Annotated in this window: 16 protein-coding genes; 13 read left to right on the top strand and 3 right to left on the bottom strand. The window is 71.9% G+C overall.

The window, feature by feature from the left end:
• The 4 genes from SSMG_RS40495 to SSMG_RS40480 form a co-directional block, all read left to right on the top strand.
• Nucleotides 1-962: L,D-transpeptidase (locus tag SSMG_RS40495; protein WP_199786461.1), on the top strand; the 962-nt coding region annotated here is incomplete at its 5' end.
• 56 nt (nt 963-1,018) lie between these two features.
• Nucleotides 1,019-1,786: a hypothetical protein gene (locus SSMG_RS40490; protein ID WP_009086095.1), complete on the top strand. Its 768-nt coding sequence runs from the start codon at nt 1,019-1,021 to the stop codon at nt 1,784-1,786.
• Between the two features lie 231 nt (nt 1,787-2,017).
• A complete protein-coding gene (locus SSMG_RS40485; RefSeq protein WP_009086093.1) occupies nt 2,018-2,293 on the top strand; it encodes a hypothetical protein in 276 nt (91 codons plus the stop codon).
• 1,026 nt (nt 2,294-3,319) lie between these two features.
• A complete protein-coding gene (locus tag SSMG_RS40480; protein ID WP_009086090.1) occupies nt 3,320-3,979 on the top strand; it encodes a hypothetical protein in 660 nt (219 codons plus the stop codon).
• A gap of 413 nt (nt 3,980-4,392) precedes the next feature.
• Here the strand turns inward: SSMG_RS40480 and SSMG_RS40475 are convergent, their stop codons facing one another.
• Nucleotides 4,393-4,830 carry a helix-turn-helix transcriptional regulator gene (locus SSMG_RS40475; RefSeq protein WP_037719161.1) on the bottom strand — a complete coding sequence of 146 codons (438 nt, stop codon included), beginning with the start codon at nt 4,828-4,830 and terminating at the stop codon, nt 4,393-4,395.
• Nucleotides 4,831-5,769: 939 nt separating this feature from the next.
• Here SSMG_RS40475 and SSMG_RS40470 point away from each other — a divergent pair.
• Nucleotides 5,770-7,260, top strand: coding sequence for a GGDEF domain-containing protein (locus SSMG_RS40470; protein WP_009086085.1), 1,491 nt, complete (start codon nt 5,770-5,772; stop codon nt 7,258-7,260).
• Nucleotides 7,261-7,394: 134 nt separating this feature from the next.
• The gene (locus tag SSMG_RS40465) at nt 7,395-7,766 is read left to right on the top strand and encodes a hypothetical protein (RefSeq protein ID WP_009086083.1); all 372 of its coding nucleotides are present in this window, start codon (nt 7,395-7,397) and stop codon (nt 7,764-7,766) included.
• A 126-nt stretch (nt 7,767-7,892) separates the two neighbouring features.
• Here the strand turns inward: SSMG_RS40465 and SSMG_RS40460 are convergent, their stop codons facing one another.
• Complete coding sequence (locus SSMG_RS40460; protein WP_009086081.1) at nt 7,893-8,360, bottom strand: hypothetical protein; 468 nt, start codon at nt 8,358-8,360, stop codon at nt 7,893-7,895.
• A 491-nt stretch (nt 8,361-8,851) separates the two neighbouring features.
• The gene (locus SSMG_RS45795; protein ID WP_158688143.1) at nt 8,852-9,028 is read right to left on the bottom strand and encodes a hypothetical protein; all 177 of its coding nucleotides are present in this window, start codon (nt 9,026-9,028) and stop codon (nt 8,852-8,854) included.
• Nucleotides 9,029-9,173: 145 nt separating this feature from the next.
• Here SSMG_RS45795 and SSMG_RS40455 point away from each other — a divergent pair, with 145 nt between their 5' ends.
• The 7 genes from SSMG_RS40455 (at nt 9,174) to SSMG_RS45790 (ending at nt 16,132) form a co-directional block, all read left to right on the top strand.
• A complete protein-coding gene (locus SSMG_RS40455) occupies nt 9,174-10,547 on the top strand; it encodes a hypothetical protein (RefSeq protein WP_100267204.1) in 1,374 nt (457 codons plus the stop codon).
• Nucleotides 10,548-11,557: 1,010 nt separating this feature from the next.
• Complete coding sequence (locus SSMG_RS40450) at nt 11,558-12,118, top strand: hypothetical protein (protein ID WP_050788541.1); 561 nt, start codon at nt 11,558-11,560, stop codon at nt 12,116-12,118.
• A gap of 14 nt (nt 12,119-12,132) precedes the next feature.
• On the top strand, nt 12,133-12,444 hold the full coding sequence (locus SSMG_RS40445) for a hypothetical protein (protein WP_009086073.1): 312 nt from the start codon (nt 12,133-12,135) through the stop codon (nt 12,442-12,444).
• A complete protein-coding gene (locus SSMG_RS40440) occupies nt 12,444-13,145 on the top strand; it encodes a hypothetical protein (protein WP_009086071.1) in 702 nt (233 codons plus the stop codon). Before SSMG_RS40445 ends, SSMG_RS40440 begins: the two co-directional genes overlap by 1 nt.
• A complete protein-coding gene (locus tag SSMG_RS45095) occupies nt 13,145-14,479 on the top strand; it encodes a hypothetical protein (RefSeq protein WP_009086069.1) in 1,335 nt (444 codons plus the stop codon). Before SSMG_RS40440 ends, SSMG_RS45095 begins: the two co-directional genes overlap by 1 nt.
• Nucleotides 14,472-15,965: an SCO6880 family protein gene (locus tag SSMG_RS40430; RefSeq protein WP_009086067.1), complete on the top strand. Its 1,494-nt coding sequence runs from the start codon at nt 14,472-14,474 to the stop codon at nt 15,963-15,965. The genes SSMG_RS45095 and SSMG_RS40430 overlap by 8 nt, the downstream gene beginning before the upstream one ends.
• Nucleotides 15,962-16,132 carry a hypothetical protein gene (locus tag SSMG_RS45790; RefSeq protein ID WP_158688142.1) on the top strand — a complete coding sequence of 57 codons (171 nt, stop codon included), beginning with the start codon at nt 15,962-15,964 and terminating at the stop codon, nt 16,130-16,132. Before SSMG_RS40430 ends, SSMG_RS45790 begins: the two co-directional genes overlap by 4 nt.
• Nucleotides 16,133-16,409: the final 277 nt, after the last annotated feature.

Raw genomic sequence — 16,409 nt, 5'->3', positions numbered from 1 at the left:
CCGCATGCCCGATCCCGAACGAGCACGAGAACCCGGGCGGCGACAGCACCGCCGATCGCGGCGACGCCGACAGCCGGGCCGACGAGCAGCCGCCCCGCCCTGCCGGGCGGGGACGCGTCCGGATCCTGGCGCTGCTCGTCGCCGCCGCCGCAGCGGCCGCGCTGACCGCGGTCGCGGTCGCCTCCCGCGCCGACACCCCGGCCCCGAACGCCCCGGCCGCCGCTGCCGCAGCGGACGCGACCGACACCGCCGCCGAGACAGACCAGGTCGTCGCACCGGCCTCGGTCACCGGCGCCGAACTGGCCGCGCTGCCGCAGGAGACCACCTTCGCCGACCTGCCGACGGCACCGAAGGACCCGGCGCCGGACCAGCAGCCCGGCGGGCTGGTCCTGCACCCGAAGACCGCCGTGCCGCTCTACCGCGCGCCCGGCGCGGCCGCGATCGCTGCGCTGCCGCCGACGCAACTGGGCTCCGACACATGGGTCCCGGTAATCGGCGAACAGCCCGGCTGGGCAATGGTGCTGCTGCCCGGCCGCCCCAACGGCTCGGCCGCCTGGCTCTACCGCGACGACCCGCGCGTGGACGAGGCCCGCACCCCGTACGTGCTGCGCGTCGACCGCGCCGCCTACCGGCTGGAGCTGGTCAAGGACGGCGCGACCGTCCGCACCTGGACCGTCGGGGTCGGCAAACCCGTCTCGCCCACGCCCGCCGGGCGGGCGTTCGTCCTCGCGTCCATCCGCGACACCAAGCCGACGTTCAGCCCGATCGTGCTGCCGCTGTCGATGCACTCCGACACCTACACCACCTACGGCGGCGGCCCCGGAACGATCGCCGTCCACACCTGGCCCACCGACGGGGTCTACGGCAAATCCTCGAGCGACGGCTGCATCCGGGTGCCGCCCGACGCCCTGACCACCATCAGCCGCGACGTGCCGCTCGGCACTCCGGTGCTGATCCGCTGAATTCGCCAATCACCGGCCCCGCCCGTCCACGGGCGGCCGAACAGCAAGGGGGAGAAATGGTCCGCACCACCACCATCAAGCCGCGAGCGATGCTCGCGGCGCTCGCGGGAGGCTCGGTGCTCGCCGCGGGCGTCACCGGGATCGTCGTCGGCAGCGTCGGGCAGGCCTCGGCCGCCGAGGCCTCCACCGCCTACGGCGTCTCCGCCAGCGGCACCGACGGCCTCACCGCCCAGCCGTCGGTGCGCTCGGCCGGAGCGGTCGCGTCCGACTCGCTCGGGTCCGTCCGGTCCCAGACCGGCGTCGTCAAAGCCAAGGGACTGAGCGTGAAAGCCGGAGCGGGCACCGCCTCGGCCACCGTCGCGGACGTGACCGTCGGCGGCAAATCCATCGGACCGGTCTCGACGACCTGCACCGACGGCAAGGCCTCCGCCGGACGCACCGGCACGGTGAAGCTCTCCGACACCCTCACCGTCACCTACGGCTCGGTCTCCGGCGGCAAGGCGACCGGCGCGATCGTCACGCTCACCGGCGCGGACGGCGGGTCCGAAACCGCCCTCGTCGCCGTCGTGTCCTGCGGCACCAAGCCCACCAACCCGCCCACCAACTCCCCGACGAACCCGCCCACCAACCCGCCGACCCACGACCCGGGTCCGGGCAAGCCCGATCCCGGCCAGCCCGGTCCGGGCAAGCCCACCGGCGGGCAACACGCCCCGGGCAAGCCCGCCGCAGGCGGGAAACCCGGCACACGGCACGGCGGCGCCCCGACGCCCAAGCCCGCCCCGGCGCCGCAGCCGAAGCCGGGCCACCAGCCGGTCACCGGCTGACGCAGCCACCCGGCCCGCGTGGCCTGCCCGACTACCACAGGCTCGGGCAGGCCACGCCTCTTTGCAGCCGCGCGCCGCGCGGCAAACCGGCGCATCCGCGACCCGGGGGGACACGCACAGACCGGTGTCGGGATCCCGGCTCCCTCCGCAGACCTGCTCCGGCAGGGTCGCGCCGTCCCCGGGCGCGGGGGACAAGCGCCGTGCACACAGCGGGACACGGGAGGTGGAGACATGCGCACATCGCCGACCGTGATCAGCCTGGCAGCGCTCGTCATCGCGACGGCGGCGTTGATCGTCCCGCCCGGCACCCGGCTCGGCGAACGCCTCGTCGGCTGCCTGACAGCCCTCGCGCAACTGCCGTGGATCCCGGCGGCGACCTGGGCCGCGCTCGGGGTCCTCGCGCTGGCCGGGATCGTGCTGTCCGCCCTGGACCGGTCGACCCGGCCCGGCACCGTCCGGCCGCGACGGCCGCGAAAGCGACCGAAGCGCAGGACACCGCCGCGGTGACTGGCCCGCGGATGCCCGGCGCCGACCTCCGGCGGGCGATGCCGCGCGGCGACGACGCCCAACCGTGCGGAGCCTGGCACTGGGGGGCCGGACGAGATGCCGGAGTTCGTCGATCCGGTGGCCGCATGGCCGGTCGAAGCCGGACGGCCGATGAAGGTTCCCGCCCGTGCCGGTCTGGCGGGGCCGCGCGGGCAGCGAACTGGCGTCCCGCGCGTCGGTGCGGCTGGAGCTGGCCTGCGGTCCCCGAGTGGAAACCCACTGCTGTTCCGGCACCTGCCCAGCGGACTCCCGCTGGCGTGGGTCAACGCCAAGCCGTCGCGGTTCAAGACCGACCCGGACGCGGCCGGTTCGTCCTCGGGCACGAGATCGCCCCCGCCGTGCTCGGCGACTAATCGCACCTGCGGCGATCGCCGCTGGCGTCGCGCGCGGACGGCCTGCGCCGCGCTCGCGCGGGCATTGGCCTGGCCCGGTGCGCTGCTCGCGTTTTCTTTGCCAGGCCCTGCAACGACGCCCCTGCCCGGTGTTCCCGCGGCCGCGCCCGCCGCTGCGGCGATCGCCGCAGCGCTGTGCCACCTGCGCACGTACCCATCGCCCGCGACACCGAGCTCCAGGCCGATGCCTGGGCCATGGCAGCACTCGACGCGCCGATGCCCGCCAGCGTCGACAGCATGAGCCGCCTGATCGAACGGATGAACGAGCCTGGGACCGGGAAAAGCTCACGTTCCTGCGGTTCCTGCTGAACTGGACGGTGGCTGCGCACCCACCCCCGGACGCGCCGGCAACGTCGCAGGGCGGACGCGGCGCGGCCCGGCGGCGGGTCCAGGCGGCCGCGACCGGCGGGAGTGCGGCGTCAGCTCAACGGGATCCGAGACATCGACGACGACGCGCAGCCGGACGAGAGCGGTTTCGTGGCGCCGTCCGGCGACGCGGGTTAGCCTCACCGGTACAGCGCACCCGAACGGGCTAACCGGCACCCGCATCGCGACCGGCCCCATCGAGGGTCCGCGTGACCAGGGGAGGAAGCCCATGCGCGACACGGCATCCGTCGACGCGCTGTGGGACGACTACGACCACTGGGTGAAAGCCCTCGCCTACGAAGCCGTCCGCTCCTACGACAGCACCTCCCGGGCCGTCGGGAAACTCGCCGCCGAGACCAGACAGCTCCTGGCCGCCCACGGCGAGCACCCCAGCTGCGTGAGCGACACCGCCGTGATCCTCGCCGCCGAACTCCCCGCCGCATTCCGGCCGGCCAGTCTCCGCGCCTGCCGCCGCGAGCGCGTCGGCGTCGACGGACTCGCGGCCACCGTCGCCGAACTCCGCGGACACCACCGGAAGCTCCGGCCGCGAGCGGGCACCGACCGCGTGATCGACCGCCAGCTCGACGACCTGCTCACCGTGATGACCGCCCTGGGGCAGCAAGTCACCGAACCGCACCCGGCCTGGCCTGGCGGATGGGTGCTGCGGCTCAGCCGCCCCGGAACGCCGGACCTCCTGCTGCGCGAGGCCCAACGAGCGGAAAGCCGCGCGTTCCGGACCCAGGACGACGCCCTCGCGGCCGGCGCGCTCGTGGAGCGCGACCACGCCGGCCTGGTCTGCACGCCGCGATGGTCTCCCATCAGCGGCGGCCGCCGACCGGTGCCGGCCGACGCCGGCGCCTGGTCCGACGGCGACACCGTCCTCGGGTAAAAGCCGGGCAGGGGCAGGGCGACGCGTCGGTCGCACGAGGGCGAACCCCGACCCGGCGCGTGGGGGATGATCGTGATGGTCGCGCTGCGCGGCCCCGCACTCCCAGCCGTGCCCCGCATGCCGCAGGACCAGGCAGACGGGGCGAGGCTTTCTCACCCACGGCAACGGCGCACCGCCGCGATCTCCGGTCGTGACCTCGACGCGGGGAGATCTGGCGGAGATTGCTCGCGGCAAAAGGACCGGTCAGGTTGCGCAAGTCGGGAAGGGCACGCTCCGCGTGCAAGAGCCCGGTTACGCCGACAACACGCGAGCCGGGGCCCCTGGACAGGTGTGCCCGGCACCGCGAGGGGCAGGGTCGGTCGCCGCGCCGCCGCCGCCGTCGCCGTCCGGGCGACGGCGGCGCGCGAATGCGCTCAGTTCGGGCGCGGACCGTCGTCGGCGTCGCGCGATTCCAGCCGGAGCACGCACTCTTGCAGCACTTCCCCCAGCACTCCCCGCTCCCGCAGGCGATCGAGCACGGGCAGATGTTCCCGCAGGCCCTCGAGCATGGCCAACTGGCGATCGACCTTCCCCTCGAGCACCGGGTCTGCCTGCGGGTCGAGATAGCCGCGTTCGACGCCGAAGCACTTCTCGAGGTTGCGGAGCAGGCGGTCCGACGGGTTGACGCGCTTTCCGCGCCGCAGGTAGTGGATGTAGGAGTCGGTGACGCCGACGCGGTCGGCGATCTCTTTGTTGGTGTACGCCTGCGACCCTCCGCCGGGGCGGATCGTGGCGAACAGTTTGTTGATCTTTTGCGTCAGGACCGGGTCGGCAGCGTCCGCCTCGCGCAGCTCGCCTGTCGGCGGGGACATCCCCCCAGAATCAGACATTGACATCATCCCTTTTGGTGTGGCTACCGGCCTTTGCAGCGCAGAGACCCGATAGGTGGGTGCCACAAGCAAGCCCAACGGTAGTCGAAACCCGCCGATCATCCCCAGTTTCGTCACCCTACGTTACACGGCTAGTCCATACGGGTGGTCTGCGTGGGGGAGTCGCCGCACGCGCCCTGCCTGTCCTACAGTGACGGACGAAGTTAACTGCAGTTAATTCCGCTGGCCCGGGGGGACCAAAGTGGGGGACCGCATCGTGCTGCCCGGAAACGGCAGCGAGTTCACGCGGCGCGTGCTGGGCGAGGGCCCGGGGCGGTCGCGCCGGTTCGCCGCCCTGCCCGGCGCCTCGCGGGCTTGTTCGGTCTCGGTCGCATCCCTGCCGCCGTGCCCGGTCCGCGACGTCGGACGTCACGGACCGGGCCGAGGGCAAAAGACCCGGGGTGCTGGCGTCCTGATCGCCGAGCACCTCTTCTCCTATCCCGGCACAGGTTGGCTGTCGCGTGCCGCGGACGCGGCTGCGGCAACCTCTGCAGCGCGGACCTTTCCACGGGGGCGATCGTCGTCCGATCGACGCCGGGACTCGGCGAGGGGAAGGGGGATCACATGTCACGGTCGCGCATGATGTGCCTCCTCTGAGTTAACGAGCGCACCAGAAAAACGACTCGGATGGACCTGTTGTCAAGGGGAGTGACAGTTGCAGGCTGTATTTGATCGTTCACATGTCGCGGTCGCGGCGCATAGCGGGGCCTCCTTTCGGATGCGATCTCGCATCCGAGGCTCGACGGGCCCGGAGAAGAAGGCGGTTCGGTGCCGGGCAGGCGCGTTCACCCCAGAAGGCGGCCCGGTTTCGGCTCGCGAAGCAGCACAAAGTTCACCTCCGCTGCTCGTCGGCCCCGAAGCGCGAGGTGAGAGCGGCAGGTCGTGGGTGGCTGCGCCTGTCGCACATCAGGGGGGATCGGAATGGCGGTAACTAGCCTGTCACGAGCCTGGAAACCGACGGAAGCGCGGTCGGATGACAAATACCGGTCAAAAGACGCACTGCGGTCGCTGAGCAGACCGACCATCGCCTCGGTCCTGCTGATCGACCTGGCCGGACTGGCCGCCGTGGCCTGGGCAGTGTTGAGATCCGGCACGCCACAGTTGCACCACTGGCTGCTGTTCGCCCTGATCACCGCCGCCGCGCTCGCGCACATGGCGCTGACCCGGCCGTCTGAGGAACGACGGCGCGCCGTCCGCCAGGAACGCCGTCTGGTCGAATTCGTCGACCAGAACGGAATCTGGTCCTCCGCCGCGGCGCTGGTGCTTCCGGCGCCGATGGCGATCGCGCTGGTCCTGATCGTGCGCAGCCGCCGGTTCTTCGTCGCCCGCAAACCGCTCGGGCTGTGGACCAGCACCACCGCCACAGTGGTGCTCGCGGTCGTCGGCGCGAGCACGGTCCGGGACCTCATCGACGCTCCCACCTGGCTCAGCGGCGCGGCAGTAACCTTCGACGCCGGCACCGGGCTACGAGCGCTGGCGCTGATGTCCGCCGCGGTCGCGGTCTACTTCCTGGCCGAGGCGGTGCCGATCGGCATCTACCGCGGCATCCGCTGGGGCAAATGGCGACTTGCCGACACGATCGGCAGCCGGGACGACAACAAGCTGATCCTGCACACCCTGCTGCTGGGCATGGCCGTCGCGCTGGTGGCCGTCGCGCTCCCGGCCCCGGCCTTGGCAGGCATGCTCGCCGTCGCCGTCTACGACACCCGCAGCATCGGACGCATCGCGGCGCTGGAAACCGAAAGCAAGAAACACCGGACCGACGCCCTGACCGACGCCCGGACCGGGCTCTTGAACCGGCGCGGATTCGACGCGCTCGCCGCCGCGGCGGTGGACCTCGACCATGCCAACGGCCAGCCCACCACCATGCTGATGCTCGACATCGACCGCTTCAAGTGGTGGAACAGCCGCATCGGCCACCCCGGCGGCGACAAAGTGCTCGAGGCCGTGGCGACGGTGCTGCGCACCGAGACACGCGCCGGGGACATCCTCGCGAGGACGGGCGGCGAGGAAATGGCCGTCGTCCTCCCGGGAACCGAGTGGACCAAAGCCGTCGACATCGCCGAGCGGATCCGCCGGTCGGTCGAGAAACTCGAGACCAAGGTCGTCAACCCGGCCGGCGGCGACACGATCCGGCTCGGACACGACGGGCTTCCCCGGTGCACCATCTCGATCGGCGTCGCAACCTCGCCCGAACAGGGCACCGACATCGCCGCGCTGGAACGCTACTCCGACCAAGCGCTCGAAGTCGCCAAGCAGAACGGACGCAACCAGGTCGTCGCGCTGGCCATGCTCGTTCCCCGCGCGGGCGAGGGGCCGCACCGCATCCCGACGGCGCACAGCGAACGCCCGGCGCTCGCGAGGAACAGCTAGCACGCCGGGCGGACGAACGGCCGGACTCCCAGAACGCGGACCGGTCCCGGCGCGGCGTTTCTCCGGGCGCCGGGACCGGTGCGCGAGAGCCGGTCGGGTCGCTGCCCGGCATGGTCAAATAGAGCGTCCAGGTCATGGAGACGGGAGAAGGGGGAAACACCCGGGTGAACGCCAACCCGGCACAGCGGGTCGGGCATCGCGAAGCCCTTCGCTTGACGCTGCGCGATGTCTGGTACCTGGTGCCCGCCGCTGTCGCCTTCTGGGCAGTCACCGGCGCCACCGCATCCTCGGCGATGTGGGCCGCAGGCTGGTTCGCGCTCGTCACGGCCGTCTGTTTCGGGTTCAACTCGCAGTACGTCCGCCTGATGAACCGTCTGCGGTCAACGACGGCACCGAAACGGCAACCTCGGCTGCGAGCACGGAAGATCGCCGGAATGGCGGCACGGACCGGTCACCAATCAACCGCGTGCGCGGCGGAGACGACGCCGCGGTCGGAACCTTCCTGACCGGGAGCCCAGCACCAGCGCGAAACCCTTCGGCTGGCCCGGGCTCCGACCGTTCGGCAGCGCAGTCGGCGCCGAACGCTTTGCGCCCACAGCCGTCCCCGCTGCGGAGCTAGCAGGAAAACCTCGTCACGTCGGCGGCGAATCGGCAGCGGCAGCAAGCGGATCGCCGGAGCCGCCGGCGCTCCTCGCCGCGCGGCGCCCGCGCCACGGGCCGCCGAGCGGCCGTCCCCGCCCCGGACGTCGTCCGATCCCTGACCGCTCGTGCCCGCCCAGGGCAAGAGCTTCGGACCGATCCCACTCGCCGACGGCAGCCCGTTCCCCGAGGAAGTAGCCGAATCCGATCGCGCCGAGCAGCGCAAGGCCGGAGACAACGGCGATGCCCGCGAACACCACGCCCGTGCGCGGCAAGCCGTGGGCGACGACAACAACGACCACGGCGAGCTGTGCCAGGACGTAACCCGCGACGGCCCACCGGCGTCGACGGTCGCTGCGGGCGCGCGCGTCCATCAGCCGCTCGTAACGGCCGCTCGGCCCTGTCATTCCCGGCACCGGCCCGTCCGGTCCGTCCGGTCCGTCCGGTCCGATCTGCGACATGTCTGATCCCCCTTTGTCCAGACCGTGCCCCGGTGCGCCCTACGTTAACGCCAAGGCGGCGCGTTCTCCCCCCTTCGCGGCGTGCGCCCCCGGGCCTCGCCGGCGCGGCGGCGTGGATCCGGGCGCGGGTCATCTGGCGAAGTTCTTCAGCGGCGGCAATTTCTGGGGCCTCGTACGTCGCCGCGAGGGCGGCCTTCTGCTGCCAGAACTTCCAGCGGGGCATCGACTACAGGCGCTCGGCCTTGCTTCGCTCGCGGTCAGCGGATTCCAGGCGGTCCTTGATCGTCGCGAAGCGGGCGGCGTAGTCGTCGGCGCCCGGGTGGCTGGCCACCAGTTCGCAGTAGTGCCGGATGTTGCGGAGCGCGTTCCGCGCGGGATCGCGTTCTCCGCGCTCGCCGCCTGCCGATGGGCCTCCTGCGCCAACGAGGCGATCCGGTGTGAGGTCTCGCGATCGGGCAGCAGGCGCGTGCCGACGGTCATCCGCGCCTGCATCAACTGGTGGCCCAGCTCAGCGAGGTTTGCGCGCACCGCGCGAACCTCCCGATGCGCGGACACGATTCGGGGTCCTTGCGCGCTTCCAGCCGCGGCTTCGCGGCGAACTCGATGGCCAGGGTCACGACCGTCGCCGTCACGACGCTGATCAGGGCGCTGACAAAAGCCGGGTTCACCCAGTAGCTAGCACCACAGCCTCTTCCGCGAGAGGGTCCGAAGCGGTGCGGCGTCACTGGAATGCCTCCGGCGGCGCCGAGGTTCCCGAGCACGCGCGGGAACCTCGACTAGCCTTCCCTCACGCGTCGAACGAGGGGATTGCCGGTGGCGGATGTCGAGAGCCTGATCGCGCGGGTCTGGAGCCCGGACACCAGGCCGCTTGCCGAGGAAGCTTGGCGCTGCTACACCTCCGGCGCCATCCGCGCGAGCATCGCGGCGACCTGGACCGCGGTAACCGCCGACATCATCGCCAAGCTCATCCAGCTCGCGGACTCCGGCGATGGCGCAGCGGTTGCCTTCCGCGCCAGCGTGACCGGCGCTCAGGAGAAGGGCGTCAGCCCGGACGGCGTCAAGGCCATGCAGAACATCGAAGCCGGCCTGCTGAGCAAGGCGGCGCAGTTCGAATTGATCGACCCGATCGGCCAGCGCGAGCTCGAACGGATCCGGGAGGACCGCAACCTCTGCGTGCACCCGTCCCTGCGGAGTTTCGGCGAAGCGTACGAGCCGCAGCCCGAAGTCGCACGCGCGCACCTGGCTGTCGCGCTGACAACGCTGCTGACCCATCCCCCCACGCAAGGCGGGAAAATCCTCGAGCAGTACATCAACTACACCTGCGACCCTTCGTTCGTGCCGGTGGTCTCCCTCGTCCAGGCCAACTTCTTCGACCGCGTTCGCACGGCCGCCCGGACCAACATCGCCAAGTTCGCCGCGAAACACGCTCTCCGCGAACTCGATCCCGAGAACCGGTTGCCGGCCGTCGAGTACGCCTACAGGTCCGCTTTCGTGCTGCTGGCGTTCGCGCAACGCGACAGGGAGCTTGTCCGTTCAGCCGTAGCGACGCAGCGCGGCGAATTCGAGACGCTGGAGGGCGACAAGCAGCTTCGCGCACTCATGCGTCTCTGCGACGAGGACTTCTTCTGGGACATTGTGGACGAACCGCTCCGCAAGAAGTTCCAGATCCTGCTGAGCCCGACCATCGCTGCCGGGCATTGGGACCCGCTTCCCGCCGACACCGCGTCAGTCCTCGCCGTCGTCACCAGCACCTACGCGAGGGAACGGTTCCCCGATCTCGAACAGCGTTTTTCCTCCCTGCCCCAGCTGCACCGGATGAACGTCGTCGCGGCACGCCCCCATCGCTACTTCCTCCCCGAAGTGCTCGGGTTCCTCAAGGAAGCCGGAAGCTTCCGCATCGGGGAGCAAGCCGGCCAGTTGCTCGTCCAGCACAGTCCCTTCCTCTCCCTCGACGATCTCCACGCCGCCCTGACGGCGTGGGCGGACAACCACGAGTGCCGCAGGGCCGCACAGATGCCCGAGTTGGCGGTAGCGCTGTTCCGCACCACCGCCCGCCTCGGGACGATCCGGGCGACGGCGTTCGTCGACTTCCTCACGAAGATCAAGGACTTGTCCGAGGAAAACGACAGCTACTACCTGTACCCCGCGCTGGAGGTCGTCCTGCGGGACGGCGGCCACATCGGTTAGCGCCCGCGTTCCGCCGCGCACGACAGCCGTCGAGGACAGGCCGCTGGAAATCTCCGGCACGACGGTTTGCCGCCCGCGCGGGGCCCCGGTCCCGGGCAGTGCCGAGTACCGACGGTCTGCGGCCACGCAGGCGTCGCACCGTAGAACAACGGGTACGGTGCCAGCAATGCCAGCGCGGCCTGGGGATCGGCGAGTACCCCGATCCCCGCCCAGTCCTTCCGCGCCGCCGCGACGACGCGCGAACCGCCTCGTGCTCCTCCTCCGACACCGCCGACCTGGTCCGTGGTCGTCCGCACGTCGCCCCATCGCGCGAACCCGCGCTCTCGCTCCTCGAAGGCGAGCATTACGCAAAGTCATTAAGGCGTGTGGCAGGATCGGCCAAACGGGTGATAGATTAACTGTAGTTAGCCGGAGAGCTGGTGTCACACTCTGCGACCGGGTACATGTGGATCATCTCCTCAAAGGAGAAGGCGGTAACTCGGAGTAACTGACTGGTCGACCTTGTGGGGGGACCGCAAAAGCAGGTCGAACAGAAGAACGCGGATCACGGTTAGCCGCCTGAGCGCCGCTCAGGCACGGAGAGTGATCAACGGGGCGAGAGAGTCTCCTGCGACGCACACGCGGCGACGCGCAGGACCGGCTCCCGCCCCGGCCGCGGGCGCGACGCGCCTTCCGTGGGATCGCAAGGCAAGAAAGCCGTTGCCCGGGGCGGCTCGGCCGTTGATCGGGGGCGTTCAGCCCGTCGAGGGCCGGGTCGCCCGGGTACCGGTGGGCGGTGATCGGGGGAGATCGCCGCCCGCAACCGCAGCGGCCGTCCGGCGGCGCGAGGGTGACCGGTTCGCCGGACCCCTCGAACGCCGCCGGGCGACCTGACCAAGTGAACGACTTCTGCCGTCGTGGCCCATCCGGGCGGCAGCAACAGTCCAGCGCGCAGCGCGGGCACACGGTGTTCGGGGGGACGCGTGACGGATGGGCAGCGGCCGCTCGTGGTTGGCGGCACCGCGGGAGGCGTGGGAACGTCCGCGTTCGCCCGCGCGGTGCACGCGGAGCTGTCGATTCCCGTGCGCGACCTCGGCGTCTATCGCGGCGGCCTGCTCGATGTGCTGGTCACCAGCAACACCGCCGCCGGGACGGCCCGGCTGGGCCGCGCGCTCGCCGCGTGCCCGCGCCCGCCGGTCCTGATCGTGATGCACACGGTGCCCGGCGGCATCAGCCGCGCGTCGAAATCGCACCTGCGCAGCGCCGAGCCGCACCTGACCGCCACGCTCCAGGTCTTCCACCAACGCCAGTGGACGGAGCTGGAAGCCGCGCCGGGCAAGACGATCCCCAAGCCGGTCGCCGAATTGGTCCGCCGGCTGCAGGACGCGTTGCGGCGCATGTACTCCGTGCCCGCGCACCCGGCACATCCTCAGTCCGCTGTCGTGCCGCGCGGCCGAGCCGTCGCGCCGCCCCGGCCCCGCGAGTTCCCGCCGCGCGCCGGTCCGCCGTTGCCCGCCGGCGGCCTGCCAGCCAGGCCGCCTCAGTATTCCGCGCCGCAGCCAGGGGGGCTGGGGCGCGTCACCGGGGGATAGACGGGGGAAAGATCGTGTTCAGCAAGGCAATCGCCGCGGTCAACGTCTGGCTCATGCAGGAACCCGGCATTCCGGGCTTCGACGACCCGAAGCCGCATGCGCCGCCGGGCAAGCTTTCCGAGGCGGCGTCCACCATGGTCGCCTGGATGAAATGGGGCGGCCTGGTCGGCGCGGTCGCCGCCCTGGTCGCGGCCGGGATCATGATGGCCGTCGGCCGCCGCAACAGGAACAACATGGCCGTCGAGGGCGCGATGGCTCTGCCGTGGGTCGTGGGCGGCCTCGCGCTGATCCTCGGCGCGACCTCCATCGTGGGGTGGCTCATCTGATGGCCGCCCGCCAGCGGACGCGACGTCGCTGGTGGATCGTCGCGCTCGTCGCCGCGATCGTCGCCACCGGCCTCGTCGGATGGCTGATCAGCAGCAGTTCCGGCGCCGTGACCGCGCACCCGCAGCAGACCGCCGCGCCGCCGTCCCGCTCCGCCGAGGGCCCCCCGCCGAGCGGGCAGCAGCCGCATTGCCTCACGCGGTGGGAAGCCGCGCCCAGCGGAGACCCGGCGCCGGTCAGCGACTGCGCCGGACCCCGCGACACGACCGGCGGCCGCGCGCGCGGCTTCGCCCACGACCGCGACGGCGCGGTGTTCGCCGCGATCAACCTCACGGTGCGGCTGTCGGCGGCGTCGGGCGCCGCGGTCTACCGGGCGACGTACGCCGAGCAGACGGTCGGCGACGCGCAGTCGGCGCTCTCGCAGCTGGCGCAGGAGCAGAGCGACGCGCACGCCGCCGATACCCGGCCGACCCAGTGGTGGTGGCGGATCAGCGCCGGCGACCCGGCAGGCGAACTGGTCGTGGTCGAGCTCGCGGCGGCGACCCCGCAGACGTCGGCCAGCAAGTCCTTCGCACACCTTTCCGTGACGCTGCAATGGGTCTCCGGCGACTGGCGGGTCCAGCTCCCGCGTCCGCGCGCCACCGCGAAGTCCTCAGTGGACGGCTACGCCTCGCTCGGAGCCGTTCCGGCGGGAGGCCGCTGATGCCCGCGACCATCGTGCTGGCCGACGACTGCGGCACGCTCGACGTCGGCTGCCAGATCGGGTCGGGAGTCCACAACTGGTTCACCGACCTCGCCAACTCCATCGCCAAGGGCGCGGTCGAGTTGCTCGCCGAGGCCATGACGTACTGGACCAAAAGCGACCGCTCGTCGATGCTGCAAGGCCCCTCGATCACCGAGATCCAGGGCCTGCTGCTCTACGTCGGGCTCGTGTTGCTGGTCGGGTCCGTTGTCTGGCAAGGCATCCTCATGATCTGGAAGCGCAAGGCCGAGCCGCTGGTCAACACCGGCATGGGGCTGCTGTCGTTCGCGGGCTGGTCGACGATGGGCACCGCGGCCGCGGTCCTGCTGTACCAGGGCGGGCTCGCGCTGTCGGACCAGGTGCTCAGCGCCTCGATCCAGAAGTTCACCACCACCATGACCAACGCCATGCAGGCCAACGTCGCCGCGTCGACGGCCGCGATCTTCTTCCTGGCGCTCGTCATGTTCTTCCTCTCCGGGATCCAGTGGATCCTGGGGTTCTTCCGGATGGGCGCGCTGGTGATCATCCTGGCGCTGATCCCGACCGCGGCCGCCGGGCAGATCAACGAGGCCACCAAACCGTGGCTGCGCAAACTGCTGAGCTGGGCGCTGAGCCTGATCCTCTACCAGCCGATCGCGGCGATCGTCTACGCGATCGGGTTCCTGCTGCTGGGCGAGGGCACCGACATCGGCACGATCCTCACCGGCATGGCCGTGCTCGCCATGGCGGTGATCGCGATGCCCACGATGCTGAGGTTCTTCGACTGGGGAGGGCAGCGGTTCGTCTCCTCCGGCGGCGGAGGCGGCGGCGCGATGGCGGCCGGAGCCGCGGCCAGCATGATCGGCGGCGCGGGCGCCAGCGGCTTCAGCAAGTTCATGGACCGCTCCGGTCCCGCCGGAGACGGCGGCGGCAACCAAGGCGCCGGAGCGCCGCCGGTGACCCCGGCCAACAACGGCGACGGGCCGGGCGGGGGCGGGCCGGGCGGGGGCGGCGGAGCCGGGGACCGGCCCGGAGGCGCTCCGGACACCGGCCACGGCGGCGGACCGCCCGGCGGCGGAAGCGGCGGCGACGCCGAGCACGGACCCGAAGCCGCGGCAGGCACGGGAACGAAAGCGGGGACGGCAGGCACCGGAGCGGAAACGGGGACAGCCGGCGCCGGTGCCGGAGCCGCCGGTGCCGGTGCCGGAGCTGCCGGTGCCGGTGTCGGGGCGGTGGCCGGTGCGGCTCTGGAACGCGGAAACGCGACCAAGGGAGCAGTCAGCGACACGATGACCGAGGGGTCCGGCGATGAGTGACACGCGCACGTACGGGGGATGGCGGGCCAGGCGGGGCTTCGGCGTCGGGAAGCTGTCCGAATCGCAGACCGCGGTCATGGCGGGCTGCGTCATGTTCCCGCTGGGGACCTGGGTTCTGGTCGCCAGCACCGGGCTTCCGCTGCTGGTGATGGGCATCGCGCTGCTGGTGTCGCTGGTCACCGGCGTGCTGGCGCTGGTGCCGCACCGCTCGCGCGGCGTGTCGCTGGGCGGGTCGCTGATCATCGCCGCCCGCAGCGCCACCGCGAACCGCAAAGGCTGGTCCGAGTGGGAATCCGGGGTCTTCACCCGGCACCCGCGAGGAAAAGAACTGCCCGGCGTCCTCGCGCCGCTGATGCCGCTGTCCACAAAGGACGGACTGGGCAACCCGTTCGGCCTGTTGTGGGACCGGCGCACCGGGCGGCTGACCGCGTCGCTGCGGGTCGCTCCGGTGGGCACCGTCCTGGCCGATCAGGACCGGCAGGACCTGTGGATCGGGTCCTTCGCCGCGTGGCAGGCGTCGCTCGGGTACGAGCCGACCGTGGAATGGGCCTCGATCACGGTGGAATCGGCCCCCAGCACCGGAACCGAACTCGCCGACTACGTCAGCGACCGGCTCGACCCTGCCGCGCCGGCGGTCGCGCGCGAGACGATGCGCGAGGTCGCCGAGGCGCACCGCGGGTCCACAGCGGACATTTCCGTCCGGGTGTCGCTGACGTTCCAGCCGCAGCGGGCGCGGCCGCAGCCGCGCGACGACGCCGAACGCGTCGCCGAGGTCTCCCGCGCGCTGTCCGGGCTGGAAGGCGACCTCCCGCTGTGCGGGGTCGCGATGCTCGGCCGGGCCACCGCCGCCGACATGACCCACTGGCTGCGCTCGGCCTACGACCCGCACGCCCGCGGCGAACTCGCCCGCCTGGCCGAGCAGAAGCACCTGCTGGCATGGGCCGACGCCGGGCCGGTCAAGGCGCACGCGCTGGCCGACCACTACTGGCACGACTCCGGGTGGAGCTGCACCTGGGCCCTGGCGGGCCTGCCCAACCAGCTGGTGACCAGCAACGTCCTGGCGCCGCTGGTGACGCCGGGCCGCTACCACCGCCGGGTCACCATCACCTATCAGCCGTATCCGGCCGACCAGGCCGGGGACGTAGTGGCGCGCGAGGCCACCGGCTCGGCGTTCCGCCGCGAAGTGCGCCGCCGGCGCGGCATCGACGACACCGCCCGCGACCGCACCGACGAGGTCCGGGCCCGCCAGGCCGCCGAGGAAGAAGCCCGGGGCGCGGGCGTCGGGCTGTGGGGCATGTACGTCACGACCACCGTCGAGGATCCCCGGCGGCTGCCGGACGCGATCGCCGACGTCGAGAGCCGGGCCCGCAACGCGAAACTGCGGCTGCGCCGGTGCTGGGGCTGGCAGGGCGCCGGGTTCGCCGCCTCCCTTGGCGTCGGGATCTACCCGCCGGAGCTGGCGCGGCGCGGGCGGATGGCCCGATGAACACCGCCGAATTCCTGCGGCGCAACCGATTCCGGGGCGCGCCGCCGACGAAACCGGCGGCGCTGCCCGCGACGGCGCGCCGCCGCGTCCACCCCTACCGCGGGCGGTGCGTCGGCCGCACCCGCCGCGCCGGGCGCCTGCCGCCGGGCAGTCCCGGACAGCAGTAGCGCGATGCGCGGAAAAACCAAGCACGCCAACGCGAACACCATGGGGGAAACATGGCCGCGACACAGCCCCGGCGCGGGAATCCCGACCCGCCGCAGGCGCCGTCCGCTCGCCCGATCGCGCACTGACGCGCGGCAGTTCCGCAGCAGCGCCGCTGCGCGCGGAACCACACGCCGTGCTGCGAGTTCCGCCCGCGCCCGGTGGCAGGCGGGGACTCGCATGCACACCGGCGGCATCCGGCCCGGCTGGGGGTCGGACCGGATGCCGCCATCTCACATT

Source organism: Streptomyces sp. AA4, from assembly GCF_000158875.1.
Taxonomy (GTDB): domain Bacteria; phylum Actinomycetota; class Actinomycetes; order Mycobacteriales; family Pseudonocardiaceae; genus Amycolatopsis.
This window is presented reverse-complemented; position numbering and strand designations above follow the sequence as displayed.

Coding starts and splice junctions, on each gene's coding strand:
- SSMG_RS40475 (WP_037719161.1), bottom strand. CDS start 4,830: ATGTCCCCGCCGACAGGCGAGCTGCGCGAGGCGGACGCTGCCGACCCG.
- SSMG_RS45790 (WP_158688142.1), top strand. CDS start 15,962: ATGAACACCGCCGAATTCCTGCGGCGCAACCGATTCCGGGGCGCGCCG.
- SSMG_RS40430 (WP_009086067.1), top strand. CDS start 14,472: ATGAGTGACACGCGCACGTACGGGGGATGGCGGGCCAGGCGGGGCTTC.
- SSMG_RS40440 (WP_009086071.1), top strand. CDS start 12,444: ATGGCCGCCCGCCAGCGGACGCGACGTCGCTGGTGGATCGTCGCGCTC.
- SSMG_RS40465 (WP_009086083.1), top strand. CDS start 7,395: ATGGAGACGGGAGAAGGGGGAAACACCCGGGTGAACGCCAACCCGGCA.
- SSMG_RS40490 (WP_009086095.1), top strand. CDS start 1,019: ATGGTCCGCACCACCACCATCAAGCCGCGAGCGATGCTCGCGGCGCTC.
- SSMG_RS40480 (WP_009086090.1), top strand. CDS start 3,320: ATGCGCGACACGGCATCCGTCGACGCGCTGTGGGACGACTACGACCAC.
- SSMG_RS40460 (WP_009086081.1), bottom strand. CDS start 8,360: ATGTCGCAGATCGGACCGGACGGACCGGACGGACCGGACGGGCCGGTG.
- SSMG_RS45095 (WP_009086069.1), top strand. CDS start 13,145: ATGCCCGCGACCATCGTGCTGGCCGACGACTGCGGCACGCTCGACGTC.
- SSMG_RS40485 (WP_009086093.1), top strand. CDS start 2,018: ATGCGCACATCGCCGACCGTGATCAGCCTGGCAGCGCTCGTCATCGCG.